This is a genomic window from Flavobacterium sp. P21 (genome assembly GCF_050632225.1).
Classification (GTDB): domain Bacteria; phylum Bacteroidota; class Bacteroidia; order Flavobacteriales; family Flavobacteriaceae; genus Flavobacterium.
Genome location: NZ_CP192585.1, coordinates 228,916 through 255,481 on the forward strand (window position 1 = coordinate 228,916; position 26,566 = coordinate 255,481).

Annotated in this window: 23 protein-coding genes and 8 pseudogenes; 14 read left to right on the top strand and 17 right to left on the bottom strand. The window is 33.6% G+C overall.

The window, feature by feature from the left end; all coding sequences use genetic code 11:
- Positions 1-26 precede the first annotated feature (26 nt).
- The 7 genes and pseudogenes from ACQ9BO_RS01120 to ACQ9BO_RS01150 all read left to right on the top strand — a co-directional run bounded on the left by ACQ9BO_RS01120 (position 27) and on the right by ACQ9BO_RS01150 (position 7,821).
- Positions 27-647, top strand: a complete 621-nt coding sequence (locus ACQ9BO_RS01120) for a hypothetical protein (RefSeq protein ID WP_431243318.1) — start codon at positions 27-29, stop codon at positions 645-647.
- Between the two features lie 479 nt (positions 648-1,126).
- Entirely contained in the window at positions 1,127-1,534 is a 408-nt protein-coding gene (locus tag ACQ9BO_RS01125; protein WP_431243319.1) for a hypothetical protein, read from the top strand.
- A gap of 41 nt (positions 1,535-1,575) precedes the next feature.
- The gene (locus ACQ9BO_RS01130) at positions 1,576-1,782 is read left to right on the top strand and encodes a hypothetical protein (protein WP_431243320.1); all 207 of its coding nucleotides are present in this window, start codon (positions 1,576-1,578) and stop codon (positions 1,780-1,782) included.
- Positions 1,783-1,924: 142 nt separating this feature from the next.
- The gene (gene pgi / locus ACQ9BO_RS01135) at positions 1,925-3,568 is read left to right on the top strand and encodes a glucose-6-phosphate isomerase (RefSeq protein ID WP_431243321.1); all 1,644 of its coding nucleotides are present in this window, start codon (positions 1,925-1,927) and stop codon (positions 3,566-3,568) included.
- 313 nt (positions 3,569-3,881) lie between these two features.
- Positions 3,882-6,728 (top strand): TonB-dependent receptor, encoded by a 2,847-nt coding sequence (locus tag ACQ9BO_RS01140; protein ID WP_431243322.1) that lies wholly within the window; start codon positions 3,882-3,884, stop codon positions 6,726-6,728.
- A gap of 105 nt (positions 6,729-6,833) precedes the next feature.
- Positions 6,834-7,256, top strand: coding sequence for a hypothetical protein (locus tag ACQ9BO_RS01145; RefSeq protein ID WP_431243323.1), 423 nt, complete (start codon positions 6,834-6,836; stop codon positions 7,254-7,256).
- A gap of 83 nt (positions 7,257-7,339) precedes the next feature.
- Positions 7,340-7,821: pseudogene (locus ACQ9BO_RS01150) on the top strand (septal ring lytic transglycosylase RlpA family protein).
- Between the two features lie 32 nt (positions 7,822-7,853).
- Here ACQ9BO_RS01150 and ACQ9BO_RS01155 read toward each other — a convergent pair.
- Positions 7,854-8,309 carry a DinB family protein gene (locus ACQ9BO_RS01155; protein ID WP_431243324.1) on the bottom strand — a complete coding sequence of 152 codons (456 nt, stop codon included), beginning with the start codon at positions 8,307-8,309 and terminating at the stop codon, positions 7,854-7,856.
- 79 nt (positions 8,310-8,388) lie between these two features.
- On the opposite strand from ACQ9BO_RS01155, the gene ACQ9BO_RS01160 reads away from it, so the two are divergent.
- The 4 genes and pseudogenes from ACQ9BO_RS01160 (at position 8,389) to nadD (ending at position 11,047) form a co-directional block, all read left to right on the top strand.
- On the top strand, positions 8,389-8,736 hold the full coding sequence (locus tag ACQ9BO_RS01160; protein ID WP_431243325.1) for an arsenate reductase family protein: 348 nt from the start codon (positions 8,389-8,391) through the stop codon (positions 8,734-8,736).
- A gap of 93 nt (positions 8,737-8,829) precedes the next feature.
- Positions 8,830-9,689: pseudogene (locus ACQ9BO_RS01165) on the top strand (YicC/YloC family endoribonuclease).
- A gap of 92 nt (positions 9,690-9,781) precedes the next feature.
- Positions 9,782-10,355, top strand: a pseudogene (gene gmk, locus ACQ9BO_RS01170) (guanylate kinase).
- A 110-nt stretch (positions 10,356-10,465) separates the two neighbouring features.
- Entirely contained in the window at positions 10,466-11,047 is a 582-nt protein-coding gene (gene nadD, locus ACQ9BO_RS01175) for a nicotinate (nicotinamide) nucleotide adenylyltransferase (RefSeq protein WP_431243326.1), read from the top strand.
- Between the two features lie 180 nt (positions 11,048-11,227).
- Here nadD and ACQ9BO_RS01180 read toward each other — a convergent pair whose 3' ends face one another.
- From ACQ9BO_RS01180 to ACQ9BO_RS01240, 13 genes and pseudogenes are all read right to left on the bottom strand, one after another.
- Positions 11,228-12,202 (bottom strand): integrase core domain-containing protein, encoded by a 975-nt coding sequence (locus tag ACQ9BO_RS01180; protein ID WP_431241922.1) that lies wholly within the window; start codon positions 12,200-12,202, stop codon positions 11,228-11,230.
- A 130-nt stretch (positions 12,203-12,332) separates the two neighbouring features.
- Positions 12,333-13,802, bottom strand: coding sequence for a nicotinate phosphoribosyltransferase (locus tag ACQ9BO_RS01185; protein ID WP_431243327.1), 1,470 nt, complete (start codon positions 13,800-13,802; stop codon positions 12,333-12,335).
- A 6-nt stretch (positions 13,803-13,808) separates the two neighbouring features.
- A complete protein-coding gene (locus ACQ9BO_RS01190; protein ID WP_431243328.1) occupies positions 13,809-14,261 on the bottom strand; it encodes a nucleoside 2-deoxyribosyltransferase domain-containing protein in 453 nt (150 codons plus the stop codon).
- A 4-nt stretch (positions 14,262-14,265) separates the two neighbouring features.
- Positions 14,266-14,997 (bottom strand): metallophosphoesterase family protein, encoded by a 732-nt coding sequence (locus ACQ9BO_RS01195; protein ID WP_431243329.1) that lies wholly within the window; start codon positions 14,995-14,997, stop codon positions 14,266-14,268.
- Positions 14,994-15,541 (bottom strand): annotated as a pseudogene (locus tag ACQ9BO_RS01200) (RNA 2'-phosphotransferase). The gene ACQ9BO_RS01195 and the pseudogene ACQ9BO_RS01200 overlap by 4 nt, the downstream one beginning before the upstream one ends.
- 32 nt (positions 15,542-15,573) lie before the next feature.
- A complete protein-coding gene (locus ACQ9BO_RS01205; RefSeq protein WP_431243330.1) occupies positions 15,574-16,098 on the bottom strand; it encodes an O-acetyl-ADP-ribose deacetylase in 525 nt (174 codons plus the stop codon).
- 9 nt (positions 16,099-16,107) lie between these two features.
- Positions 16,108-16,635 carry an NADAR family protein gene (locus ACQ9BO_RS01210; RefSeq protein ID WP_431243331.1) on the bottom strand — a complete coding sequence of 176 codons (528 nt, stop codon included), beginning with the start codon at positions 16,633-16,635 and terminating at the stop codon, positions 16,108-16,110.
- A 62-nt stretch (positions 16,636-16,697) separates the two neighbouring features.
- A complete protein-coding gene (locus tag ACQ9BO_RS01215; RefSeq protein WP_431243332.1) occupies positions 16,698-16,922 on the bottom strand; it encodes a TIGR02452 family protein in 225 nt (74 codons plus the stop codon).
- Between the two features lie 20 nt (positions 16,923-16,942).
- Complete coding sequence (locus ACQ9BO_RS01220; RefSeq protein WP_431243333.1) at positions 16,943-17,518, bottom strand: TIGR02452 family protein; 576 nt, start codon at positions 17,516-17,518, stop codon at positions 16,943-16,945.
- Positions 17,515-18,342, bottom strand: a complete 828-nt coding sequence (gene prs, locus ACQ9BO_RS01225; protein ID WP_431243334.1) for a ribose-phosphate diphosphokinase — start codon at positions 18,340-18,342, stop codon at positions 17,515-17,517. The genes ACQ9BO_RS01220 and prs overlap by 4 nt, the downstream gene beginning before the upstream one ends.
- A 73-nt stretch (positions 18,343-18,415) precedes the next feature.
- A pseudogene (locus ACQ9BO_RS01230) lies at positions 18,416-19,107 on the bottom strand (NUDIX hydrolase).
- Between the two features lie 111 nt (positions 19,108-19,218).
- A complete protein-coding gene (locus ACQ9BO_RS01235; protein ID WP_431243335.1) occupies positions 19,219-19,575 on the bottom strand; it encodes a PKD domain-containing protein in 357 nt (118 codons plus the stop codon).
- A 67-nt stretch (positions 19,576-19,642) separates the two neighbouring features.
- Positions 19,643-20,548, bottom strand: coding sequence for a LysR family transcriptional regulator (locus tag ACQ9BO_RS01240; RefSeq protein WP_431243336.1), 906 nt, complete (start codon positions 20,546-20,548; stop codon positions 19,643-19,645).
- A gap of 85 nt (positions 20,549-20,633) precedes the next feature.
- Between ACQ9BO_RS01240 and ACQ9BO_RS01245 the strand changes: the two genes are divergently transcribed.
- The 3 genes and pseudogenes from ACQ9BO_RS01245 to ACQ9BO_RS01255 all read left to right on the top strand — a co-directional run bounded on the left by ACQ9BO_RS01245 (position 20,634) and on the right by ACQ9BO_RS01255 (position 24,068).
- Positions 20,634-21,395 carry a type 1 glutamine amidotransferase domain-containing protein gene (locus tag ACQ9BO_RS01245; RefSeq protein ID WP_431243337.1) on the top strand — a complete coding sequence of 254 codons (762 nt, stop codon included), beginning with the start codon at positions 20,634-20,636 and terminating at the stop codon, positions 21,393-21,395.
- A gap of 166 nt (positions 21,396-21,561) precedes the next feature.
- A pseudogene (locus ACQ9BO_RS01250) lies at positions 21,562-22,718 on the top strand (iron-containing alcohol dehydrogenase).
- Positions 22,719-23,071: 353 nt separating this feature from the next.
- A pseudogene (locus ACQ9BO_RS01255) lies at positions 23,072-24,068 on the top strand (NAD(P)H-dependent glycerol-3-phosphate dehydrogenase).
- A 362-nt stretch (positions 24,069-24,430) separates the two neighbouring features.
- Here ACQ9BO_RS01255 and ACQ9BO_RS01260 read toward each other — a convergent pair.
- The 3 genes and pseudogenes from ACQ9BO_RS01260 to ACQ9BO_RS01270 form a co-directional block, all read right to left on the bottom strand.
- Positions 24,431-24,838 carry a hypothetical protein gene (locus ACQ9BO_RS01260; protein WP_111287353.1) on the bottom strand — a complete coding sequence of 136 codons (408 nt, stop codon included), beginning with the start codon at positions 24,836-24,838 and terminating at the stop codon, positions 24,431-24,433.
- Between the two features lie 80 nt (positions 24,839-24,918).
- A pseudogene (pheS, locus tag ACQ9BO_RS01265) lies at positions 24,919-25,939 on the bottom strand (phenylalanine--tRNA ligase subunit alpha).
- Positions 25,940-26,060: 121 nt separating this feature from the next.
- Positions 26,061-26,417, bottom strand: a complete 357-nt coding sequence (locus tag ACQ9BO_RS01270) for a hypothetical protein (protein ID WP_431243338.1) — start codon at positions 26,415-26,417, stop codon at positions 26,061-26,063.
- Positions 26,418-26,566: the final 149 nt, after the last annotated feature.

The window sequence follows — 26,566 nt, forward strand, 5'->3', positions numbered from 1 at the left end:
AAATCACTTTCTAAAAAATAGAAAACATGAAAAACGCTCGGCTTAAAGCGATTTACAATGAAACTTTTTCAGATTTAAAACTATTTTATAGAGACACCAATTTATCGGAGAATTTAATTTCAAATTATAAAATCGGACAGATCATTCAAGAAAAAGGATTTACCGATATGACTTCTATTGGCGGAGGCCTTTCTGGAAATTTCAGATATTTGATTGCAAGCGCTCATCCCAAGGATTTATCGAAATTCAATCCTGATTCGGCAAAAATTGGACATTTTCTTTTGGATACAATTGCTTATTTTAAAGTTTTGGACATTTACAAAATTGGAGGTAAAACTCAGGTTTTTCTATTAAACATTCCAGACAATTCGCTTACTCTTTTTAAAAATTCATCTTCAAATCTGGAAGAAGAAATTACAGAAAAGGCGAGAAGAAAATTCAGTTCTAAAATTGATTCCGAATTGATTCCTGAATTACAAACCGAAGAATGGAAAGAAAGAACTAAATCTCCTTTAGGAATGAATGTCAATGGCGAACTATTTTTTGATGATTCTAAAATCAAAACCGAATCCCCAAAAAGAATTGATGTTGATATCACAAAGAAAATTATAGAAATCAATAAAAAGCCATGGTGGAAGATTTGGTGATCTGACTTATGAAAAAACTTCTAAAATATTTTCTCCTAATTGCTTTTGTTTCATGTCAAAACAAACTGTTTGAAACTAGTTTTGACACATATAATGATTATAAAACAGAAACTAATTTGAGATTAAAGCTTTGGTTTCCAAATATCATCAAATCGGATTCTTACAATCTAATAAGCGGTTCTCACCTTGGCTCTTGCAATTTTGTAAAATTCAAGTACTCTAATAATAAGAGTTACGATTCCTTATTCTTGAACAGTATAAAAGTTCCTCTATTTTCATTTCAACAAAAAATAAAAAAATACGACGACCTAAAACCAAATTGGTTCCCAAATTACAATGAAATCAATAACACCGATTTTGAAATTATAAAAACCGATAGGTATGACATTGCAAGAAAGAAATCTACACATAAAATTTTTTGTTTCTGTGAAAATTAAACTTTTAAGAATAGAATAAAACATTAAAACCAACCCCAAATAATGACTGAAAATTTTATTGCTTTTAAGAATTTCCCAACTCGGATCCAAGCTAAAGAAGTTGAAATATTATTAAATAATAACAACATCAAAACAGTTTTAGCTGATAATATTGCTCCCGTTGACATTACATTTTCAGGAAACACTTTACAAAATCAATACGAAATAAAAATTGATCCAGCTGATTTTGCTAAAGCTCAAGAAATTTTAGAAAAAGACACCGAAAACCTTCTAAACCAAGTTGACAAAGATTACTATCTTTTAAGTTTTTCAGATGATGAACTTTACGATGTTCTTTTAAAATCAGACGAATGGAATGTTTTTGATTATAAACTGGCTCAAAAACTTTTAACAGAGCGAGGCAAAAATATAGATCCCGACATTCTGACTTCTTTAAAAAAGAACGTCTGAAAATTTTAGCAAAGCCAGAAGAGAATCAAAAACCTTGGATAATGGCCGGATATTTATTTTCACTTTTGGGCGGTGGAATCGGAATGGTTATTGGTTATTCACTTTGGACTTCTAAAAAAACGTTACCAAACGGCGAACGTGTTTATTCCTATAATGAAGCGGACCGAAAACATGGCAAAACTATTTTTATTCTTGGAACAATAATTTTTCCATTAGTCCTTTTAATTAAAATTCTTACCGCCAACTAATTTTAAAAATCGACTATTTTCAAATCATATTCATAAAACGTTTTCGTAACTTATTGTTATATAATCGTGAACCGCTACCCTTTTAAAAGTTATTTCAGTATTTTTGTGTTTCTAAAAAAACAAACCACATAATAAAATACAAATGGCTTTAAACACAACAAACCCAACTGGGACTGAGGCGTGGAAAAATCTGCAAAACCACTATAACGCAATTCACGAAACTACAATACAAGAATTATTTCAGCAAGATAATGCACGTGCAGAAAAATTCAACTTGCAATGGAATGACTTTTTAGTTGACTATTCAAAAAACAATATTTCTGAAGAAACGCTTTCTCTTTTATTAGAATTAGCAAACTCTATCGGATTAAAAAATGCAATCGCTGATTACTTTGGAGGAGAATTAATCAACAAAACAGAAAATCGTGCGGTACTTCATACTGCATTGCGCGCACCAGAATCTGCAGTGATTAATGTTGATGGAGAAAATGTGATTCCAGAGGTTTACGAAGTAAAAAATAAAATCAAACAATTTACTGAAGAAATCATTTCTGGCCAAAGAAAAGGTTTTACAGGAAAAGCATTCACTGATGTTGTAAACATTGGAATTGGAGGTTCAGATCTTGGGCCAGTTATGGCGGTTGAAGCTTTGCAATTCTACAAAAATCATTTGAATTTACATTTCGTTTCGAATGTTGACGGCGATCACGTAAACGAAATCATCAAAAAACTAAACCCTGAAACGACTTTATTTTTAATTGTTTCTAAAACTTTTACGACTCAGGAAACGCTTTCAAATTCGGAAACTATTAAAGAGTGGTTTTTGAAATCGGCTTCTCAGGAAGATATTGCAAAACATTTCGTTGCAGTTTCAACAAACATTCAAAAAGTAACAGAATTCGGAATTAATCCAGACAACGTTTTCCCGATGTGGGACTGGGTTGGAGGAAGATTTTCTCTTTGGAGTGCTGTTGGATTGAGTATTGCTTTGGCAATTGGTTTTAATAATTACAACCAATTATTAGTCGGAGCTCATGATATGGATAACCATTTCAAATCGGCAGAATTTGACGAAAACATTCCAGTAATTTTAGCTTTATTAAGTGTTTGGTACAATAATTTTTATGGTGCTGAAAGTGAAGCTTTGATTCCGTACACACAATATTTATCAAAATTAGCTCCGTACTTGCAACAAGCAACAATGGAAAGCAATGGAAAAAGTGTTGGGCGCGACGGAAAACCAGTAAATTACCAAACTGGTACAATTATCTGGGGAGAGCCAGGAACAAATTCACAACACGCATTTTTCCAATTAATCCACCAAGGAACAAAAAGAATTCCGACAGATTTTATCGGATTCATAAAACCTCTTTATGGAAACGAAGATCACCACGATAAATTAATGTCAAACTTCTTCGCACAAACAGAAGCTTTAATGAACGGAAAAACTCCGGCGCAAGTTCAAGCTGAATTTGACAAGCAAGGACTTTCGGAAGAAAAAGCATCTTATTTATTGCCTTTTAAAGTTTTCACCGGAAACAAACCAACGAATACTATTTTGATTGAAAAATTAACACCAAAAAGCCTAGGTTCGTTAATTGCATTGTATGAACACAAAATTTTCGTTCAAGGAATCATCTGGAACATCTTCAGTTTTGACCAATGGGGAGTTGAATTAGGAAAACAGTTGGCGAATTCAATCTTAGATGAAATAAATTCCAAAACTGTTAAGAGTCATGACAGCTCAACGACATTTTTGCTAAATCACTTTTTGAAAAACAAATAATTCTCAATTTTCATAACACACTGAAGCGCCTTGATTTAATAAAAATTAAGGCGTTTTTTCGTATAAAAACCTTGTAAAAAGCTCAAAACGCAACCCATTTTGCAAGTTTCCCGCTACACCATTGCGAAATTCATTGCCATTTTAACAAAAATCACTATTCTAAATTAAAAAAATCATTATTTTTTTTAATGAAAAAAGAAAAAATCATTTTAATGCGCGACAGAAAACGTAAAACTAATTTTTCTTAACATTTTGATAACATTATCTGATTTTATTGTTATAATTTTGCCAAAAACAATAAACTAAATAACAAATGAAGAAAATGAAAAATTGGTTACTTACTGGACTATTTTTTATGATAGTTTCAACCGTATTTTCTCAAGGAAAAGTGACTGGTACTATCACCGATGCAACAGGTGGTTCATTGCCAGGAGCAAACGTAGCGATCAAAGGAACATCGACAGCTACTTCAACAGATTTTGATGGTAAATTTACTATCAGTTCAACAACAGGTTCGGGAGAGATTGTAGTCTCTTTCATAGGTTATGAAAACAAAACTGTAAAATTTACAGTATCAAATGGTTCAACTACAAACTTAGGTGAAATTACTTTAACATCTAATTCAAACGAATTAAGCGAGATTGTAGTAAAAAGTACCGTAATTGACGTTGCTAAAGACAGAAAAACTCCGGTTGCTGTGTCTACAATTAAAGCGACTGAAATTCAACAAAAACTTGGAACTCAAGAGTTTCCAGAGATCTTAAAAAACACTCCTTCTGTTTACGCAACTAAATCAGGTGGTGGATTTGGAGATTCAAGAGTTAACATTCGTGGTTTTAACCAAAACAACATTGCGGTTATGATCAACGGTATGCCAGTTAACGACATGGAAAATGGTTCTGTTTACTGGAGTAACTGGGCTGGTTTATCAGATGTTGCATCTGTTATCCAAGTTCAAAGAGGTTTAGGAGCTTCTAAACTTGCTACACCTTCTGTAGGAGGAACAATCAACGTTATCACAAGAACTTCTGACAGAAAAGAAGGTGGATCTTTCTCTTCTGGATTCGGAAACGCTAGAAACTTCAAAATTCAAGGTTCATATAGTACAGGAAAATTAAGCAACGGACTTTCAGCTTCTGTATTATTATCTCAAACAATGGGAGACGGATATGTTCAAGGTACACAATTTGAAGGATCAAACTATTTTGTTGCTTTAGGATATACTACTAAAAATGACAAACACGATATTCAGTTAACAGTAACTGGTGCTCCACAATGGCACAACCAAAGATCTACGGCATCTACTATTGCAACTTACCAACAGTACGGAACTAAAGAAGATCCAAACACAAGATACAATGCTGATACAGGATACTTGAATGGTGAGCAATACAACATCAGAAAAAACTACTACCACAAACCAATTGCATCTCTTAACTGGGATTTCAACATTAACGAAACTACAAAGCTTTCTACTGTATTGTACGCTTCTTGGGGACGTGGTGCTGGAGCTAGTGCAACTGGAGGTATTAAAGGAAAAGCATACAACGACCTTACAGCTTTTAGAAGAGCGGACGGTTTAGTAGATTATGATAAAATCGTAGCTTACAACTCAGGACAAACAGTTACTATTGGTGGTCTTACTGGCCCTCAAACTAGACAAAAAATTGGTGGAGTTTACCAAAACAGCTCTTACTTCAATGCTAGTTCAAACATTGCCGATTATAATCCACAAACAAATATCAATACATCAGGTATTTCTCAAACTTCATCTATCAACTCTCACGACTGGTATGGTGCTGTAATCAACTTAAACAAAAAACTGTCTAATACTTTAACTTTAGATTTCGGTTTTGACGGAAGAACTTATAAAGGATACCACTATACAGTATTAAATGACTTATTAGGAGGTGGAGAATACTACGATAACTTTATCGCTGATTTAAAACCAGCTGGAAGACACCTTACAACTACTTACGATACAAATGTTCAATGGAATCCATTCCAAAACAAAAACTACGAAAAAATCTCTTTCAACAGTACAGGTAACGTAAAATGGTACGGTTTATTTACTCAATTAGAGTACTCTAAAGATAACTTAAGTGCTTTTGTTCAAGGAGCAATCTCGAACCAAGGATACAAAAGAGAAGATGATTTCGTTTACAAATCAGGAGATCCATTAAGATCTACTCCATACGAAAATGTATTAGGTGGAAACGTTAAAGCGGGAACAAACTATAACATCAACGAAAAACACAACGTTTTTGTTAATGCAGGTTACTATTCAAAACAACCTTTCTTTAACTCAGTTTACCCTAACAACAGATCTACAGTTAACCCTAACTTAACTAATGAGAAAATCTTAGGATTTGAAGCTGGTTACGGATTCCGTTCTAAATACTTTACTGCTAACGTAAACCTTTATAACACAAACTGGGATGATAGATACTTAAGAGGTAATGCTCTTCCAGCTAACGCAGTTCCTGGTCTTGTCGCTAACACAACATATACAGAGTATGTAGGTCTTAACGAGGTTCACTCAGGAGTTGAGTTTGAAGGAAGCTCTAACATTACTGAAAGATTAAAAATCACAGGTATGTTCTCTTACGGAATCTGGGAGTATAAAGGAAACGCTAAAGCAAATGCTTATTATACAGCAGACAACACTCCAGTTCCTGGATACACTGCAACTACGATCTATATGGATGGCGTAAAAGTTGGTGATGCGGCTCAAATGACAGCATCTTTAGGAGCTTCTTACGAAGTTTTGACAAGATTCTTTTTAGATGCTAACTACAATTACAATGACAATTTGTATGCTGGAATCAACCCTACTGCTTTTACTTCAGCAACTAACAAAGGTTCATTACAATTGCCTGCTTACGGTTTAGTTGATGCTGGTTGGTCATACAAAATGTTAGTTGGTCAAAACAAAGACAAATCTGTAAACTTCAGATTAAATATCAACAACGTATTTGACAAAACGTATATCGCTGAATCAAGAACAAACATTTTCGCTGATGACAATGTAAGCTCAACAAATCCAGCTTTAGGAACTTATGCTTCAAATAACAGATTGTACAAAGGAGTAGCTGACGCTAACCAAGTATTCTTCGGATTCGGAAGAACTTGGAACTTCTCACTACGTTACGATTTCTAAAATTTAGAATCTTAATAAATAATAAAAACGGCATTGACTTTTAGTTTGATGCCGTTTTTTTATACCCTTTTTTGTTATATTTGTTTTAAACAAAAAACATAATTTATGGATCATTTTTTAAAAGAACTTCACTCGGGTTGGGCTTACTTAGCGCTATTACTTCTTTTAGTTGCTGTAGTGAATGCACTAATTGGCCTCAATTCTAAAAAAGAATTTACTGCCAAAGACCGCAAAATTTCTCTATTTGCTTTAATTGGAACTCACACACAACTTTTGATTGGCCTAGTTCTGTATTTTGTATCTCCTTTAGGAAAAGCGACTTTCGGGCAAATGTCAAATGCCGAGTTGAGACTTACCTCTCTTGAGCATCCACTAATTAACATTATTGCAATCACCTTAATTACTATTGGGTGGTCTAAACATAAAAAACTAATCAATAGCGAAGCAAAATTCAAAACCTTTGCTATTTTTTACGGTTTAGGATTATTGCTTATTTTAAGCAGAATTCCTTGGAACCTATGGTTCTAAACAAAAAAGTCCTAAATTTGTAGGACTTTTTTTATAATGGCACATTATTTGTACAAACTCCCCAAGTCTGAAAAAAATAACCCATGAGAAACAAAAAAATTTTATACTCACAATGCTTACGGCGGCTGTTTATATGTTGCTTTACCTACGTTATAAGCCAAACAAAGCCCGTTATTGAGCCCAAAACTCAAGACACTATAACAAAACCCGCCATAATCCCTTTACCAACAGACTCCGTCTTTACTGATAAAGGATTAAAATTAAAAGTTTACAAAAAAAACGCTCACGCCTCCTACTATGCTGATCGTTTTAATGGAAAAAAACTGCCGACGGAAGTCGTTTCAGCAATAGCAAATATACCGTCGCTCACAAAAAGCTTCCTTTTGGAACACGTGTCAAAGTGACCAATGAAGCTAACGGAAAATTTGTAATTGTAAAAATCACCGACCGTGGCCCATTCGTAAGAACTCGCGAAATAGATCTTTCAAAAAGAGCTTTTATGGAAATCACAAAAAGCAAAGGCGCTGGCGCAATGAAAGTGACCATCGAAACTATAATAGAATAAAAAAATCCCGCTTTAAAAGCGGGATTTTTTGTTTAAACGAACTTTCTAATGCTCATTATAATTCCGGTATGAATTCCCTCATGATAATTATTAAAATCCAAAGCACCATGTATGTTTTTCAATGTAAAACCTAAACTGGTTGTGTATTCGTTATAATTGACGAAAATATTTGCTTCAAAATCTTTTTCAACTTGCAATAATGTTGATGACAGCAAATTTCTAATTTCGTCCACTTCAGCTTGCGAAACATCACCTTCTGGTTTTGTCCCTTTTCTATATTTTGCAATAAATTCTTCCGAAACCAATGTTGGCAAACCAGATAATTTGTAAATCAAAACTTGTTGTGATGCCACACAATGCGCAATGTTCCAAATCAGATTATTGCTAAATCTTTCTGGAATTTTATTCAATTGTTCTAATGAATGATTATCTAAAACCTTCAAAAGAATTTCCCTAATGGTTTTTTGTACTTCAAAAACTGAATTCATATTTCTATTTTTTTCTAAAATTAGGCAAATTTAAGGTTCAAATGAATTTTCTTTGTATTCCAAACAAAATAGATAAAAAATGAACAAAATATATTATTTAGCTTCTTGCGACACCTGCCGTAAAATCATCAAAAGTTTGCCTGAAAACAATTTGGTTTTTCAAGATATCAGACAAAACCCGATAACAGAAGCAGAACTTGAAGAAATGTACCAGCTTTCTGGAAGCTACGAAGCGCTATTCAGTAAAAAAGCACAATTGTACAAGTCAATGGATTTAAAAAACAAAAATCTGACAGAGGCCGATTTCAAAAAATACATCTTGGAACATTATACTTTCTTAAGTCGTCCGGTTTTTATTATTGATGGCAAAATTTATATCGGCAACAGCCAAAAAAATATAGCGGAAGTAATCAAAGCATTATCATAAGAAAAACAAAATCCTTTTGTACGAAACTGATTAGCAATTTACAACACAAAGCGACAAACTTTTAATTATCTTTGCGCCTTTATACTCAATTATATGATACAATCTATGACAGGGTTTGGCAAAGCTTCTTTGCAATTGCCTACAAAAAAATTACGGTTGAAGTAAAATCTCTAAACAGCAAAGGCCTTGACTTAAACGTAAGAATGCCTTCGGTCTACCGCGAAATGGAATTGGGTTTAAGGACTTTGATTTCCACCAAGCTTGAAAGAGGGAAAATTGATTTCGGCATTTATATTGAAAGTACTGCTGAACAGACTTCAACCAAAGTAAATGTTCCTGTCGTAAAAAATTATATTGCACAATTACAAGAAGTTTATCCGGATGCTGATGTAACTGAATTAATGAAAATGGCTGTTCGTATGCCTGATACATTAAAAACAGAACGTGAAGAAATCGACGAAAATGACTGGGATCAAATTCAGATTACAATTGATGAAGCACTGCAAAACATCTTAAGTTTTAGAAAAGATGAAGGCGAAGCTCTTGAAAAAGAATTTAATCTTCGAATTGGAAACATTCGCCAGTACATGAACGATACTTTGGCTTTGGATTCAGAACGTATTCAAGCAATAAAAGACCGTTTGCAAACTGCTATTTCAGAATTGCAGGTAAATGTTGACGAAAATCGTTTTGAGCAAGAATTAATCTATTATTTAGAAAAATTAGACATTACCGAAGAGAAAGTTCGTTTAACGAATCATTTGGACTATTTCCTTGAAACTTTGAACGGAACAGAAGCTAACGGGAGAAAGCTTGGTTTTATCACCCAAGAAATGGGACGTGAAATCAATACAATGGGTTCAAAATCAAATCATGCTCAAATGCAGAAATTGGTCGTGATGATGAAAGATGAATTGGAAAAGATTAAAGAACAGGTTTTGAATGTGTTGTAAAACACTATAAGCTTTAAGCTATAGGCAATAAGCTAAAAACGGAATCAATTAAAGCCTAAGGCCTACTGCCTAAAGCTTAAAGCATAACAATAATGAACAAAGGAAAATTAATTGTTTTTTCAGCTCCATCAGGATCGGGAAAAACAACTATCGTAAAACATTTATTAGGTCAGGAAGATTTAAATCTTGAATTTTCGATTTCTGCGAGCATCGCGCGCTCCACGCGGAGAAGAAGTACACGGAAAGGATTATTATTTCATTTCGTTAGAAGAATTCAAAAAACACATCAAAGCAGAGGATTTCCTTGAATGGGAAGAAGTATATCGCGATAACTTTTACGGTACTTTAAAATCGGAAATTGAAAGAATCTGGGCATTAGGAAAAAATGTCATTTTTGACATTGATGTAGTTGGCGGTCTTCGCATTAAACACAAATTTCCAGAAGAAACTCTAGCTGTTTTTGTTAAACCTCCAAGTGTTGACGAATTAAAACGCCGACTAAAACAACGCTCTACAGAAAGTGAAGACAAAATCAATATGCGCATCGCAAAAGCTTCTGTAGAATTGGCAACGGCTCCTCAGTTCGATGTTATAATCAAAAACTATGATTTAGCTGTTGCTCTTGAAGAAGCACATCAATTAGTGAAAGATTTCATTAATAAATAATTTTTATTCCACAGAGATACACAAAGAAAAAACGCAAAGATTCGCCAAGTTGAAATAAAACTTTGCGAATCTTTGTGCTATCTTAGCGACTCTCTGTGAAACTATAAAAAATGAAAGTAGGTCTATACTTCGGAACATATAACCCAATACACGTTGGTCATTTGATCATTGCCAATCACATGGCTGAGTTTGCTGATTTAGATCAAATTTGGATGGTTGTTACGCCTCATAATCCGCTGAAGAAAAAAGCAACCTTATTAGACGATCAACAGCGCCTTCAAATGGTTTTTTTGGCAACAGAAGATTATCCGAAGATAAAACCGTCTGATATTGAGTTTAAATTACCTCAACCGAGCTATACCGTTATCACTCTCGCACATTTACAAGAGAAATATCCAAATCATGAGTTTTCGCTAATTATGGGTGAAGACAATCTGAAAACGTTTCATAAATGGAGAAATTATGAAGTGATTCTAGAAAACCATGATATTTATGTGTATCCTAGAATCTCTGATGAACCGGAAAATGTCGAATTAAAATCACATCCAAAAATTCATGTAATCGATGCACCAATTGTCGAGATTTCTTCGACTTTTATTCGAAAAAGCATTAAAGAGGGGAAAAATATTCAGCCTTTGTTACCGCCGAAGGTATGGGGATATATTGATCATAATAATTTTTATAAGAAATAATAACTTGAATTGCCTCCAGTTTTAACTGGAGGTTTTTTGTTATTCTCGAAAGAATAATTCTACACAATCTTGTCATTTCGACGAAGGAGAAATCTTCGCAAGTAGCTCCATATAGTAAATCGCCAATCTTTGTAGAGTTTCTTACGAAGATTTCTCCTTCGTCGAAATTGTAAAAGTCACTTATTTCGGTAACGGATTTATCATTTCAATTGGCTTTTTTCCATCGATTCCCTGATGTGGTCTTTCGTGATTATAATAATATAAATATTGTAATAATTCTTCTTTTAGCTCTTCTTGAGAATCAAAATCCGTGTCTCTTAATAAATCGTCTTCCAGAGTTCTCCAAAACCGCTCTACTTTACCATTTGTCTGTGGACGGTAAGGTTTTGTATATCGGTGCACGATTCCTAATTCCATCAGCATTCTTTCAAATGGATGGTTATTTTTGACTTTGCTTGTTTTAGGTCCAAATTCAGCTCCATTATCAGATAATATCTCTTCAAATTTTATTTCATAATGACTGCTTAGGATGTTTAAGCATTTTAATGACGCAAACATCACTGTTAAACTGGTAATGTCTGGAACTAATTCTGCCCAGGCAATCCGGCTGTAATCATCAATTACACAGACTAAATAGAGTTTTTTATTTTCTCCACGAATTATGCTTTTACTTAAATAATGACAATCAATATGACCCAGCTGTCCCATTCTTTCCTTGATTATTTTCTGATGATTCTTTTTAATCTTCGGAGTTAATCTATTTATTTTATGCCTTTTTAAAATATTATAAACTCCAGAATATGATGGTGCATGTTTTCCTAATTTGGGATTTAAGATACTAACAATTTCATATTTGTTGTTTCCTTTTTCTCTTAATTCGATTACTTTTTGTTCTATAAAAGGCAAAGGACGTCGGGTTTTATATTTTGGACCTCGCTTTTGAGGCAATAGATCCTGAGATTTCCCACTCTGTTTATAGCGATTATAATACTTTAAGAAACTTTTTCTGCACGTGTCATTTGCTGTGTAAAAATCCATCGCCTTTTTATAAAGTGGATGAGTTTTGTTTTTCACCTGCTCATATTCTTTTATCAAGAAACGATATTTCTCTAAATAGTTCCTCTCTAATGTACAATCTTGACTATTATTTCTCATCGTAACAAAATTTATTAAATTTAAATTTTGTTACCGAAATATCTAACCTTTACAGAAATGACAAAACAAAACGCAAAAAACTCAAATCATAAAAAAAGCCTGAACTTTCATTCAGGCTTTCGTTTTATAATTAAGCTTCCATACTCACTTCGCTTTTTATTCTCGTTCTGATTTCACTCAGTGATTGATCAACTAAAAGTTTTCCATCTCTAAAAACTTCTTTCAATTCACCTTGTTTTTCTTCTTCCCAAGAAACATTATCCGTTAATTGATATCTGCCATCAATTAAATCAATTTTCATTAATCCTTTAGCCGATTTTTTCGTTCCGTCATCCGTAATCGGATCTTTGAAGATCGCTCTTCCTTCTCCGTTTACTTCTCCATAAGTTGCCTTCATTGCAAAACCAAAAGTATCTCTGGTATTATATTGATATGTGAAAGATCCAATTCCTAAAACAACATTTGTAGAAGCAAATCCTTTGGCTTTTAATCTTTCGCAGATTTGAGTTGCTCTTGCTACCGTAATACTATCTCCGTAAATAGCACCGATTTGCGGAACCAATTCTTTGAATCCTTTAGCATTTGTTGTACCTCCAAAAACATCCCAAAGCAATTCGATAACTCCTTTTTTCTCTTGTTCTGTTTTTCCGTTTGGATTTCCGCAGATAATATCAACTGGATCACCGCTGTCAGGACGAATTACCACTTTACCTTCTCTTGAAACGATATCTTTCCTCAATCTTGGAAGATAATCAGTTAAAACTTTCCATAAATCCCAAGTGTCAGAAACTATAGAAACAATTCCTTTTGGGTACACTTCTGTAATTAATCTTTTGAAGGTTTCATACTCGCCTTCTGTAGTCCCCATACACATAACAGAGTGTTCTGTAGTCGCTACTGAACCTGCAACCAATTCGTGATCTGAATTGGCATTGTAATATTCTTCTAAGAAATCAATTGCCGGAATCGTATCAGATCCTGTAAAGCTCAATAAATGTCCTGATGCAGAAGTTACAGCGGCTTCGATTCCGCCCATTCCTCTCATTGAGAAATCGTGTGCTTGCCAGTCTACAAACTCTGGAACAGATGAAGTTTCCTCTGCATATTTGTCCAAAACTTTTCTGTATTCTTTTGCAATTGTAGCTGAGTTGCAAGGAAGCCAGATTACAGCAGATAATAAAGTTTCGAAATAATTTGTTAACCAGAAAAACTCCGGAATTGTATTGTACATCGTAAACATTGGCACTCTCAACGGAACGCTTGCTCCTTCTGGCAATGCTTTAAATACCATTGGAATATATCCTAAATTGTGTAAATCTTCGATATGTTTAGTTCCAACTTGATTTTCGCCCAAATAATTATTGATTTTTCGAGCGTATTTTTTAACTACTTCTTCTTTTGGTTGTTTGAAGAAATATTGCTCAAAATCGTGAATAATATATTTTTTGATGAAATATTGCAATCCGAAAAACACAACCTCATCTAATCCTTCAATTCTAGATTTACGAGGCGTCCAGTTAGAATATACTAATGTTGTTCCGTCTGGGTATTGTCTTCTGTGGTCAACTTTGTAACCGTCGGTTAGTAATAATGGGTTCATATATTTTTATTTTAATAAATTTTGAATTAGTTCATCCAATGTTTTAAACTGTTCTACTGAATATCTCTCACATACAATATCAATGTTTCCTTTTCTCCAGAAATTTTCCTCTACCACAACTTTCATTTTATTCGTTTGAGCATAAAGTCCAAATTCCAGTAAAGATATGGGCGACATTGTATTCTCTGCAAAAAACATAATAATTATATCTGCTCTTTCTAATGCATTAAGCTCCCAATTGACTTGCTCTTTAAAATTAGGATTTTCTATGGTTTGCGACCAGCCGCTGTCCCACTCGCTTCTTCTTGGATTAAAGATTACAAATTGATCTTGTAACAATTCTTCACAATGTTTTTGCCAATCTACCGCTTTGTCCATTTCTATTGAACCAGCCAAAAAAATGGTTTTTGCATCGATGCTTAAAGGAATTTCTTCTGGTGCTTTGTAAATTCTTTTCATAACTCTATTTATTTCTTCCTCTTTCATTTGGATAAAACGTCTGTACAGAATTGCTTTGCCAAAATTCTTTTGTTTCAATATCCAGACAAGTTAATTTTCCGTAAAAACCAGCTCCTGTATCAATATTCCAGACATTGCATCCTTGCATCGGGATTTCGACATCATAATGAAGTGTTGGCGTGTGACCAATATAAATTTCATTAAAAAGCAGTAATCTTTTTGGGTATGAAAGTGAATCTTTTTTGATTCTCTTGTCCATTGTCAAAGCCATTTCCCATAAGGTTCTGTCCCACGAATAATTGGTTTTGTAATGTTCTTTTTCTGGACCGTGCATCGATGAGAAACCAGCATGAATGAATAAATTGTTCTTTTCGTCTACAAAATAATCTTTCATTCTGTTGAAGAATTCGAGATGCTTTTCTTTATCGGAAGAATTAATTTCCTTATAACTTTCTACTGTCGATTTTCCTCCATGCAAAAACCAAATATCATTTATGATATCATTTTCTAACCATTCCTGACACCAGGCATCATGATTTCCTTTTATAAAAATACATTCCTGCTTTTGGGATAATTCAATAAGAAAATCAATTAGCTGTTTAGATTCGCTCCAACCATCAACATAATCGCCAAGAAAAATAAATCGATCATCTTCTGAATAATGAATTCTTTCCAATAGCTGAATTAATGCTTTTAATCCGCCATGAATATCTCCAAAAACTAAAGTTCTTTTCATGATTTAAATTCGATATATTTTGCCGGAACTTCATCAGTTAGCCAAACATTATTTTCAGACAAATAAAACTTAAATCCGTCCCTGTACATGGCACCACTTCTAACGGTCAGAATCTGCGGAATTCCTCTTCTGCTTCCTACTTTAATAGCCGTTTCTTTATCTTTAGAAAGATGAACATGCTGACGACTCATTTTTTTAAACCTTCTTTTTGAATGCTTTCCATGAATTTTCCAACAGTTCCGTGATACAAATATTCAGAAGGTTCAGTTTCTATTAAATTTAATTCAACAGAAATAGAATGTCCTTGGCTTGCACGAATTTTGGTTTTATCGTCGTTATAAGCAAAACGCTTTTTATCATTGTTTTCGACAACGTAATCTAAAAGTTCGGCGTCGAGACGATTCCCTTTTTTAGTACATTTTTCTATTAATTCATTGACATCTGCCCAACCGTTTTCATCTAACTTTAATCCGATTTTTTCTGGCGAATGTCTGAGCACCAGGCTTAAAAACTTGCTGACGCTCTTTGCTATATTTTCATTCATAATTAATATTTTTTTCTACCGATGAAATGTTCCTACGGAACATCTTCGATCTGCAAAAGACTTTTGTAAATCTTATAATTTTCATCATCGAAACAGATAAATATTACTTTCTCTATTTCAGACGATTTTTCAAAATCTTTTATGGTTTTTACAGCAATTTCTGTCGCTTTATCTTTTGGAAAATGATAAATTCCAGTACTGATATTTGGAAAAGCAATGGATTTAATTCCGTTTCGAACAGCAAGATTCAAGCTATTTTTATAACAATCCGCTAGTAATTTAGATTTCTCTTCTTTATCACCATTCCAAACTGGTCCGACTGTATGAATAACATATTTTGAAGGTAGATTTCCTGCTGTCGTTATAACCGCTTCGCCTGTTTTACATCCGCCTTGCTTATTGCGAATTTGGATGCATTCCTCTAAAATAGCTTTTCCTCCCTTTCTGTGGATAGCTCCATCAACTCCTCCTCCACCTAACAGGGAAGTATTTGCGGCATTAACAATCGCATCAACCTCAATTTCTGTTATATCTGCTTTTAGAAGTTCTATTTTCATCTCCAAAATTTATCTCAATTCATCCCTAACCTCCATCAAAGCAAAACCTAAAAGATTCAATCCTTTCCATTTTTCAGGATTTAGCGCCTCTGTATGATCGCTTGCCATTCCGATTCCCCAAATTGGATCTACTGGGCTCGCTTCTACAATAATCCTGTCATTTGTATTTAAGAGAAACGTTTTCAAATCTGGATTTTGATTGAATTTGTGAAAGTTTCCTTGTTTTACAATTTCAAATCGGTTTTCCAACCAGATTTTGTCGTCGTAGTTTCTCACTTTACGGCCTAATTTTTTGGCTTCAGCAGGTGAATTGCATTTTATGATTTTTCCTAAAATTTCCTGATCCTTAAACAATTCGGCCTTTTTTGCCATCATCCAGTGTTCGGCTGTTTTGTAAGTCACGCCAGCAACTTCAAAAGAACTTATCCACCATTGACTGAAGCAAGTTTTAGTAATCGTTCCGTCTTTGCTTGGCTGGTGTCCCCAGAAAAATAAAAATTTACTTTCTGGAGCTATGTTATCTATATTGTATTTCATTTTGTTTGTTTTTTGTTCCAATTTTCAACTTTCATATCACACAGATAACTTGAAACCTGAAACTAATTAAACACATCTTCAAACAGCTTAAAGTTTGATTTCTTTTCAGAATTGTCAAATACTGCAAAAACTATTTTTTTAAAAGCTCCTGCATATTTTTCAGCAATGATTTCTTTGAACAAACGCGCCACATCTTTAGTTTCATTTCTAAAAACACCGCAACCCCAAGCTCCTAAAATTAATGTATCACTTTTTTCTTTTAAAGCAATTGCCAACACTTTATCCATTCTGTTTTTTAAAACGTCTTCTATTCTGGCAATTTCTTCTTTCCTGTTATGTTGCGAGCATTGCGCCTTTGTTTGGTCGTCGCTGCTGTAATTACGTCTACAATAAATGGTTTTTCAAAATAATCTCCATTATCATCATTCCAAAACAAAACTTCCGAACTATAAATCATATAATCTGAATATAAAAACGAAGATTGATTTCTGTTAAAATCATACATCGCTTTGTCTTTGATTTGTGTTTCGTAAAGGTTTGAAGATCTGGCCAGGCTCTCTTCTTGAGCTGAAGCTCCTCCTAAAAACCCACCACCCGGATTTTTCGCAGAAGCAAAATTCAGGACGCAGATTTTGCCACTTTCCTCCTGAATAATTGCTTCAATTGTGGAACAGTTTTTTGTAACGATTTCTGTTTCAAACTTATTTTCAATTGGATCTTTTAAGATTGTATTCCAATCATTTGGCGCAATTGTAAACGTATTTTTTATAGATTCTTCAAGTTCTTTTTCTATTACAATCTTTTTCCCTTTACATTCATAAAAGCCATTCTTTATGATTTCTAAAGTTTTATTTGCTATTTCTACTCTGTAATTTTTATTCATAATTCTAATTTTATAACCTCAACCTTTTCACCTTCAAAATCTTTAAAAGAGTTTGTAGTAAAAATTCCGTCGAAGCAGTTTAAAACTTCAAATCCTTTATTAAAAATTCCGTGGCTTACTGCTAGGTATAATTTTCCAGCATTTTTCTTTTTCAATTCTTCAGCTAATCCTACAAAAGTTCCTCCTCCGTCGCAAATATCATCTACAATTAAACAATCCATTCCGTTTAAATCATCTTCATAGACTTTAAAACCAGACAGTTTTCCAGTTTTTACATCACGGCTTTTACTGCATTCTACGACTTCAACTCCTCCTAAAAATTCAGAAACTTTATAGATTTTCTTTAGAGCGCCGCCGTCTGGAGAAATTAGTTTTACATCATTTCCGATGTTTTCTAAAACTGCTTTTATAAAAGTATAATTCGGAATTATAATGCTATTATTCAGTAAAGCAGGCGTAACTTCTGAATGTGCATCAAAAACAAAAACTTTGTTCAATTGCATTCCGTTTATAATGTCAGCATAAACTTTTACAGACAAAGGTTCACCTGGAATCATAACACGATCTTGTCTCATGACTGGAAAATATGGGATAAAAAGATCGATAATTTTAACGTCCATTCTGCGTAAAGCATCCACTGTAATGCACAACAAACCTAAATCGTTGAAAGAGTTTAATCTATGCGTAATGGTAATTTTTTGATTCGGATCAAAATCTGGACTGATTTTAATGTGAGGTTCTCCTCCAGAAAATGTAAAACTTTGAAATTTGATTTCTTCCTGGTTTTGAAAAGGAGTGAAATTTGGGTCAAGATTTAGTATCATAGTTTTTAGTTTGCGTTAATTATACGCAAATGTAGGATTTAGTTTTGAATAAACAATTTATTTTGTGTAAAAATTACGCAAACTTAATTTCAAAGTGAAAATCTTTTTCAATTAACTCGTTATATTTCAACTTATTGAACTTAAAAAGTTTTGCCGGCCGACCTGTTTTAACTGGTGAAAATTTTTCAGTTTCCTCCAAAATACCGTAACTCAGTATTTTTTTCTGAAATTTCGGCGGTCGATTTCTTTTTCTAAAATCGTGCAGTAAAGGTTTTCAAGATCTGAAAACAAGAATTCTTCTGGAAGTAAATCGAAACCAATGGGTTCGTAAGTCAGTTTTGCTTTTAGCCTTTCAATACCCTTTTTTAAAATTAAATTATGATCAAATGCCAAAGACGGAATTTCATCAATTTTAAACCATTGTACTCTCTCGGCATCAGTATCGGCTTTAATTTCCAAATTTGAGGCATCCACTAAAGCATAATATGCCACCGAAACAACACGATTTCTGGAATCGCGATTAATATCATCTCCAAATGTGTACAATTGTTCCATAAAAGTCAATTGCACATTGGTTTCTTCATGCAATTCTCGAATAACTGCATCTTTCAAAGATTCGTTGTCCTGAACTAAACCGCCCGGCAAAGCCCAATATTTTTCTGAAGTACCAAATTGCTGTTCAATCAACAATACATACAAACCATTATTTTTATATCCGAAAACAATAGCATCAACAGCAATTCTAATATTTTGCAATTTTTCCATATTTAAAAATCATATTCGAACAAATATAACGAATGAGAGCCAATTTTATAATTTATTACCAAAGCAATAAACTATAAAATTGGCTCTTTATAAAATATCTTTTGTACTAGTTTACTCTACAGTAATAGTTCTTTGTGGTTTCATAGTACAGTTACTATCATCTTTTTTAATACTTCCATCAACTTTAACAACATAAGTTCCAGGTGCACTGTAGGTATGAGAAACTTCTTTACCTGCCACTGGAGCACTTCCGTCACCAAAATTCCATGTTACTGCTTGCACAGTTCCACTTCCTGCATAATAAAACGAAAAATTAATCTTCTTAGAATTTGCCGCATCTGGGCTATGCTCAAGTTTAACTAATACCGATTCCCCTGTACAATCAACTATAGAGTCTAGTGCTTTGCTACAAGAATTACTCATAAAAAAAACAAGAACTAGGATTAAAATTGTTACAATCTTTTTCATTTTTGAAATTTTAGTGGTTTATACTATCAAAATTATTACATAAAAAACCAAAAAGCAATGATTTTAATCATAATCTGTTACCAAAAAACAGTTTTAATTCTTTCTCAATTACATCAAAAAACGATTTTAAGTTATTATTTTTTGGAGCTAGCAAGTACACAAATTCTTCAGGAACATGAAAACTATTCCAAACCAACTGTAATTTATTTTCTTTGATATAATTTCTAGCATTGCAGTTCCAAGTTGCCGCTATTCCTTCATTTTTAGATAAAAGACGCAACATTTCAGACTCCGAAGGAATAATGTAATTCGGAACCATCGAAGGTCTTTTTTTATTAAAAGCATGCAACCAGAATAATTTTATATGCGGAATTCTAGCATCGTGGCTATACCATTTTTGGGCATTGAGCCAGTGTTCTATTTCAGTATAATTATCTGCTTTTAATCTCTGGCGGAACTCAGTAATATCCAAACTTGTTGGAGCAACTAAAATCAACTTGATTTTTCCGACAATTTCATAAGTCGTATCAAAAGTATCAAACCTTTTTGTTGTAATTGCAAAATCTAGTTTTTTGGCATCTACCAAGGCAAACAATTCATCATTTTCGGCAAATGTAAAATCGATAAGATCAAATTTAGAAATCAGCAAATTTCCAACGCAGTCAAAAAGATGTTTTGAAATACCTACAGAAATTAGCCTAGTAGCATCTTCAGCTTTTGCTCGAAAACTGGTTTCTACACTTTCCAGTCGGTCAAGCGCATCTATAATCAAATTATTCAGTAACTTAGCGTATTCCGTTGGTTCTACGCCTTTTGACTTTCGATTGAACAATTTATTCCCAACATGCGCCTCCAGCATTGAAATTTGCTGACTAACGGCAGGCTGGCTCATAAACAACTCTTTTGCGGCGACCGAAAAATTACCATTTTTATAAACCGCTTTAAATGTTCTGTACCATTCTAGATTTACCATGATATAATTTTATTTATAACAAACATAGTTTATTTTATTTTTACTGATATCATCTAAGCCGTAAATTTGTCAAAAATTTAATCTTATGAAGAAAATAGCATTACTCGCAATAATTGCATTTACAGCCTTAAGCACAACTGCTGTGGCTCAAAAATCAAATAGAAAAGGAATGAAAAAAGTATTATTTGTTGTTACCAGCAACGATAAGCTGGGCAATACAGGAGAAAAGACAGGATTTTGGTCTGAAGAATTTGTCGCACCATATTACGAATTATTAGATCAAGGCGTTGAAATCACAATTGCATCTCCGCTTGGAGGACAGCCGCCAATTGATCCAAAAAGTGCTGATCCGTCATCAGCAACCGAAGACACAAAACGCTTTGACGCCGACAAAGTTTTACAAGAAAAATTAAAACACACATTGAAGCTTTCAACCGTTAATCAAAAAGATTATGATGCGGTTTTTTATCCAGGAGGACACGGCCCACTTTGGGATTTAGTTCAAGATCGATATTCAATTGCTTTAATCGAATCTTTTTACACACACAATAAACCGGTAGCTTTTGTTTGTCACGCTCCTGCAGTTTTGAAAAACGTCAAAGTAAACGGTCAATATTTAGTGAAAGGCAAAAAAATTACAGGTTTTACTAATGAAGAGGAAGAAGCTGTTGGTTTGACAAAAGTAGTTCCGTTTTTATTAGAAGATGCATTAGCCTCAAACGGAGGCATTTTTTCAAAAGGACCAAACTGGCAACCTTATGCTGTTGAAGACGGACTTTTGATTACAGGACAAAATCCAGCATCATCAAAACTAGTAGCTGGAAAATTATTACAGAAATTGAATTAAAAGATGCTAAGTTGCTAAGATTCTAAGGTACTAAGTCTTTCTTTTAGCAACTTAAATTCTATTTAAATAATTGAAAAAATAAAATCAACCCGATACTAAGATTCTGAATCCACTTATAAAAAACTTAGCCACTTAGAATCTTAGCATCTTAGAAACTCAAAAAAAAATGCTAAACTTTGAATTATACAATCCGACGAATTTAATCTTCGGAAAAGGACAAATTGAAAAACTTTCGACTTTAGTACCAAAAGATGCTAAAATTTTATTGGCTTACGGAGGTGGAAGTATTTTTAAAAACGGAATTTACGATCAAGTAATCCAAAATTTAAAAGGTTTTGAAATAGTAGAATTTGGCGGAATCGAGCCAAATCCAAGATTTGAAACTTTAATGAAGGCTGTTGATGTGATCAAGGCAGAAAAAATCGACTTTATACTTGCTGTTGGCGGTGGTTCTGTAATTGATGGTGTAAAATTTATTTCGGGCGCAGTAAATTTTGAAGGAAACCCAATCGATATTCTTCAAAAAGAATTTTAATTAAAGAAAATGCAATGCCATTTGGAACTGTTTTAACTTTACCAGCAACGGGAAGTGAAATGAATTCTGGATACGTTGTAACGATTGAAGCAACTCAAGAAAAATTAGCTTCTGGCGGAAGTGCTTTATTTCCAAAATTCTCTATTTGTGATCCAACTGTAATTGCTTCTTTACCAAAAAGACAAATTCAAAATGGTGTTGTCGATGCATACACGCATGTAATGGAGCAATACTTGACTTATCCGCACGAAGGTTTTCTTCAAGATAGAATTGCCGAAGGTATTTTACAAACACTAATTCAAGTTGGTCCAGGCGTTATAGAAAACCCAACTGATTATACATTAGCTTCTAATTTTATGTGGAGCTGTACGATGGCCTTAAACGGATTAATTCAAAAAGGAGTTCCAAGCGATTGGGCAACGCATATGATTGGCCATGAATTGACAGCGCTTTATGAAATTGATCACGCGAGAACTCTTGCTATTATTGGCCCAAGCTTATACAAAGTAATGTTTGAAACCAAAAAAGGCAAACTAGCTCAATACGGAAGAAGAATCTTCAACCTAACAGGTTCAGATGACGAAGTGGCAAAAGAAGCCATCAACAAAACAGTTGAATTTTTCCACACAATGGGAATGGATACCAAACTTTCACAATATACAAACGACTATTCAAACACAGCAGATTTCATTGTAAATCGTTTTGAAGAAAGAGGCTGGAAAGGTTTAGGCGAAAATCAGTTGGTAACTCTAGACAAAGTAAAATCAATTGTGGAACTTAGCTACTAACATATAAATTCCAAAATAAAAAATCCAAATTCCAATGGCTCAAAACTGGAATTTGGATTTTTTTATTGGAATTTCATAAAAAAGGCGTTCTTAAACTATTTTAGGAACGCCTTTTCACAATACTAAAACAAAACTAACTAACTCAATTTTTATTAAATTCATTAAAATTCTAATTTATAATCACTTACAACGTAAGGCTTCTTATTTTATTGTGTGTGATGCAAAATATTTTTTTATTTCTTTTTCTAACCTCCTGAAAACCGTTGTTTTTAAGGGAGTTTTACAAATTTCTTAAATGAGGTTTTGCTTTATTAGCACATTATTAAGTACTTTTGTTTTAAATTATTAAAATAATGAGCGAAAATTTGAAATTTGCAGTAATTGGAGGAGGAAGCTGGGCCACGGCAATTGCAAAAATGTTATGCGTTAATCAATCTGAAATTGCGTGGTATATGCGCAATGACGCCGCAATAGAGCACATTCAGAAATACAAACACAACCCAAACTATTTAAGTTCGGTAGAATTTGACACCAAAAAACTTAAATTGACCAACAATATCAACGAAGCAATTGAATATGCCGATTATTTGATCTTCGCTATCCCATCTGCTTTTTTAGATGCCGAAATGAAAAACATGACGGTTTCTTTGTCAGACAAAATTATTTTTTCGGCAATCAAAGGAATCGTTCCTGAAACTAGTTTGATTGTTGGAGAGCATTTCCATATTCAATACGATATTCCTTATTACAATATTGGCGTAATCACAGGACCTTGCCACGCCGAAGAAGTTGCTCTTGAAAGACTTTCGTATTTGACAATTGCTTGCGGCGATCCTGAAAAAGCGTGCAATGTTGCCAAATCTCTTTCTGGAAATTACATCAAAGCAAAAATCTCAGACGATATTATCGGAACTGAATATGCTTGCTATGCTGAAAAACATTTACTCTATTGCGACCGGAATTGCTCATGGTTTAGGTTATGGCGACAATTTCCAATCGGTTTTAATGAGTAATGCGATTCGCGAGATGAAAAAGTTCATCAGAAAAGTGCATAAAATGAAACGCAACATCAATGACTCAGCTTATTTGGGCGATTTATTGGTTACAGGATATTCAGTTTTCTCTAGAAACAGAATGTTCGGAAATATGATCGGAAAAGGATACACAGTAAAAAGTGCCATGATGGAAATGAGCATGGTTGCCGAAGGTTACTACGCAACAAAAAGTGCTTACAAACTAAATCAAGGCTACGGTGCCAAAACGCCAATTATAGACGCTGTTTACGCTGTTTTATATGAAGGGAAAGATGCAAAATCTGTATTTAGAAAATTGACTGAGTCCTTGGATTGATTTCAGAAGAAAGAAGCAAGAGCAAAGAAAATAGATTTCTTAAACATAAAAAAAGAGTCAAGACTTATTTAATCTTGACTCTTTTTTTAACCTTATTATTATAAAAATTAAACGATAATTAATAAATCAGTTTAAAGATGTTTGCCAAAAAAGGCATAATTCCTATTATTATTCCGAACACAACAATTCCAAGGAAAACTATTAACATCGCTTTTAAATTATTATAAAATAACCCTAGAGCAACGAAAATTATTAGCCAAATGATTAACGTAATAATTTCAGGGTTTTTCTTGATCAGAACATTTACTTTTTTCATTCCTCAACATAAAAAGTCTTTTCTTTTGCTTCTTTGTTCTTGATTCTTATTTCACCATAATCCCTTCAACAAACAAAATCGGCACTTCTTCCGTTTTGTTTTCGTCAAGCGAATTGGCCTTAAAAATGAACTTCTTATCGTACAAAGTATTTCCGATGAAGAAAGTTACCATGAATTCGTTATTAAGCGCTAGAAGGCTCTTTTCGACCAATTCTATCTTTACAACAGAAACCGAAGGCACCTCAACAAAAGCATGACGCAAAATCGAAGTTTTTTTCATCTCTCCATCAATAGTTCCAAATGCTTTTGAAACTACCATTACGCTGTCTAAGTTAAAATCACTATCATTAACTAAATAAGCGTACCACACTTTTTCCATAAAATCGTCGCTCCATTCCTGTACAGCGGCAAGAAACACGTTTTCGACTTCTGGAATTATTATATCTTTTTTCATAATCTTAGTGATTAGTAAAAAGTAAATAGTGATTAGAAAGAAAGCTTCTCACTAATCACTATTTACTAATAACTTTATTCTTAAATATTTGATTTAAACTGCTCTAAGAAACGAACATCGTTTTCATAAAACATACGGATGTCTCCAATTTGGTATAAAAGCATTGCAATACGCTCCACTCCCATTCCGAAAGCGAATCCGTTGTATTCATCTGGATTGATATCGCAATTTTTAAGAACATTTGGATCTACCATTCCGCAACCTCCAATTTCTAACCAACCTGTTCCTTTTGTAATTCTATAATCCGTTTCAGTTTTTAGTCCCCAATAAATATCAATTTCAGCACTCGGCTCTGTAAATGGAAAATATGACGGACGAAGACGAATTTTAGATTTTCCGAACATTTCTTTTGTAAAATAAAGCAACGTTTGCTTCAAATCAGCAAATGAAACATCTTTATCAATGTACAAACCTTCCACTTGATGGAAAATACAGTGCGAACGAGATGAAATCGCTTCGTTACGGAAAACACGTCCCGGTGAAATCGTACGAATTGGCGGTTTGTGATTTTCCATATAACGCACCTGAACCGATGATGTATGCGTGCGCAACAACACATCAGGATTTGTCTGAATGAAAAATGTATCTTGCATATCACGCGCCGGATGATATTCTGGCAAGTTCAATGCTGTAAAATTATGCCAATCGTCTTCAATTTCTGGACCTTCAGAAACGTTGAATCCGATATTAGCAAAAATATCTATAATCTGATTTTTAACGATAGAAATTGGGTGGCGCGAACCAATAATTACTGGTTCTGCGAGCACGCGTTAAATCTCCAAAAACTCCTTTAACCTCTTCTTTGCTTTCAAGCTCTTCCTGAATCTGTTTTACTTTTTCTTCAGCAACAGCTTTTAAGGTATTGATTACTTGTCCAAAATCTTTTTTCTGATCGTTTGGAATATTTTTAAACTCAGTAAAAAGTTCTTTTAATAACCCCTTACTTCCTAAATATTTAATTCGGAATTGCTCTAAAGATTCTTTATTTTTCTCATTAAAGGCTTTTGCTTCCTCTATATGTACTTTTATCTTATCTATCATTTTCCTTCGGTTCTTGAGAATACAAATTTAGTGTTTTTAGTTTAAAGTGTATAGTCACGCTAGTAGTTTTCGATTTTCTGCCAAATAATTCCATAAACTGCAATTTTAACTTCAAATAATGCTATTCAATCAGCTTTCTTTCTAAAAAATAACTTACAATTGCTTCTTTCATCAACACAGATTGTTCTCCTGCTTTTAAAGGCGGTAATTGTTCTTTTACTTTGTAATGTGGCCATCCGTCTTCATCAAAATATTCGAATTCATAAAATCCGTATGGCTCTAACAATCGGCAGATTGCAATGTGCATTAAGTTCAGTTTTTCGTCTTTTTTGTATTGACGGTGTACTTTTCCGTATTCCTGAACTCCAATAAGGTAAATTATCGCATCTAAATCTAAATCTTCACCTTGCGAAAATTGATTTGAAAGTATATCGACGAGCTTTTCCCAGCGCTCTTTTAGTTGTGTATCTCTGGACATTTAATTTATGATTTTAGATTTTAGATTTTAGATTGCTGATTTAAAAATCTAAAATTAGAGTTGCAAAGATACGCACTTCAAAATCAATGCGCTTAAAAAATGAGTTCGCAAAACATAAAAAAACCTCTGAGCCTTTGCAACTATGTCAC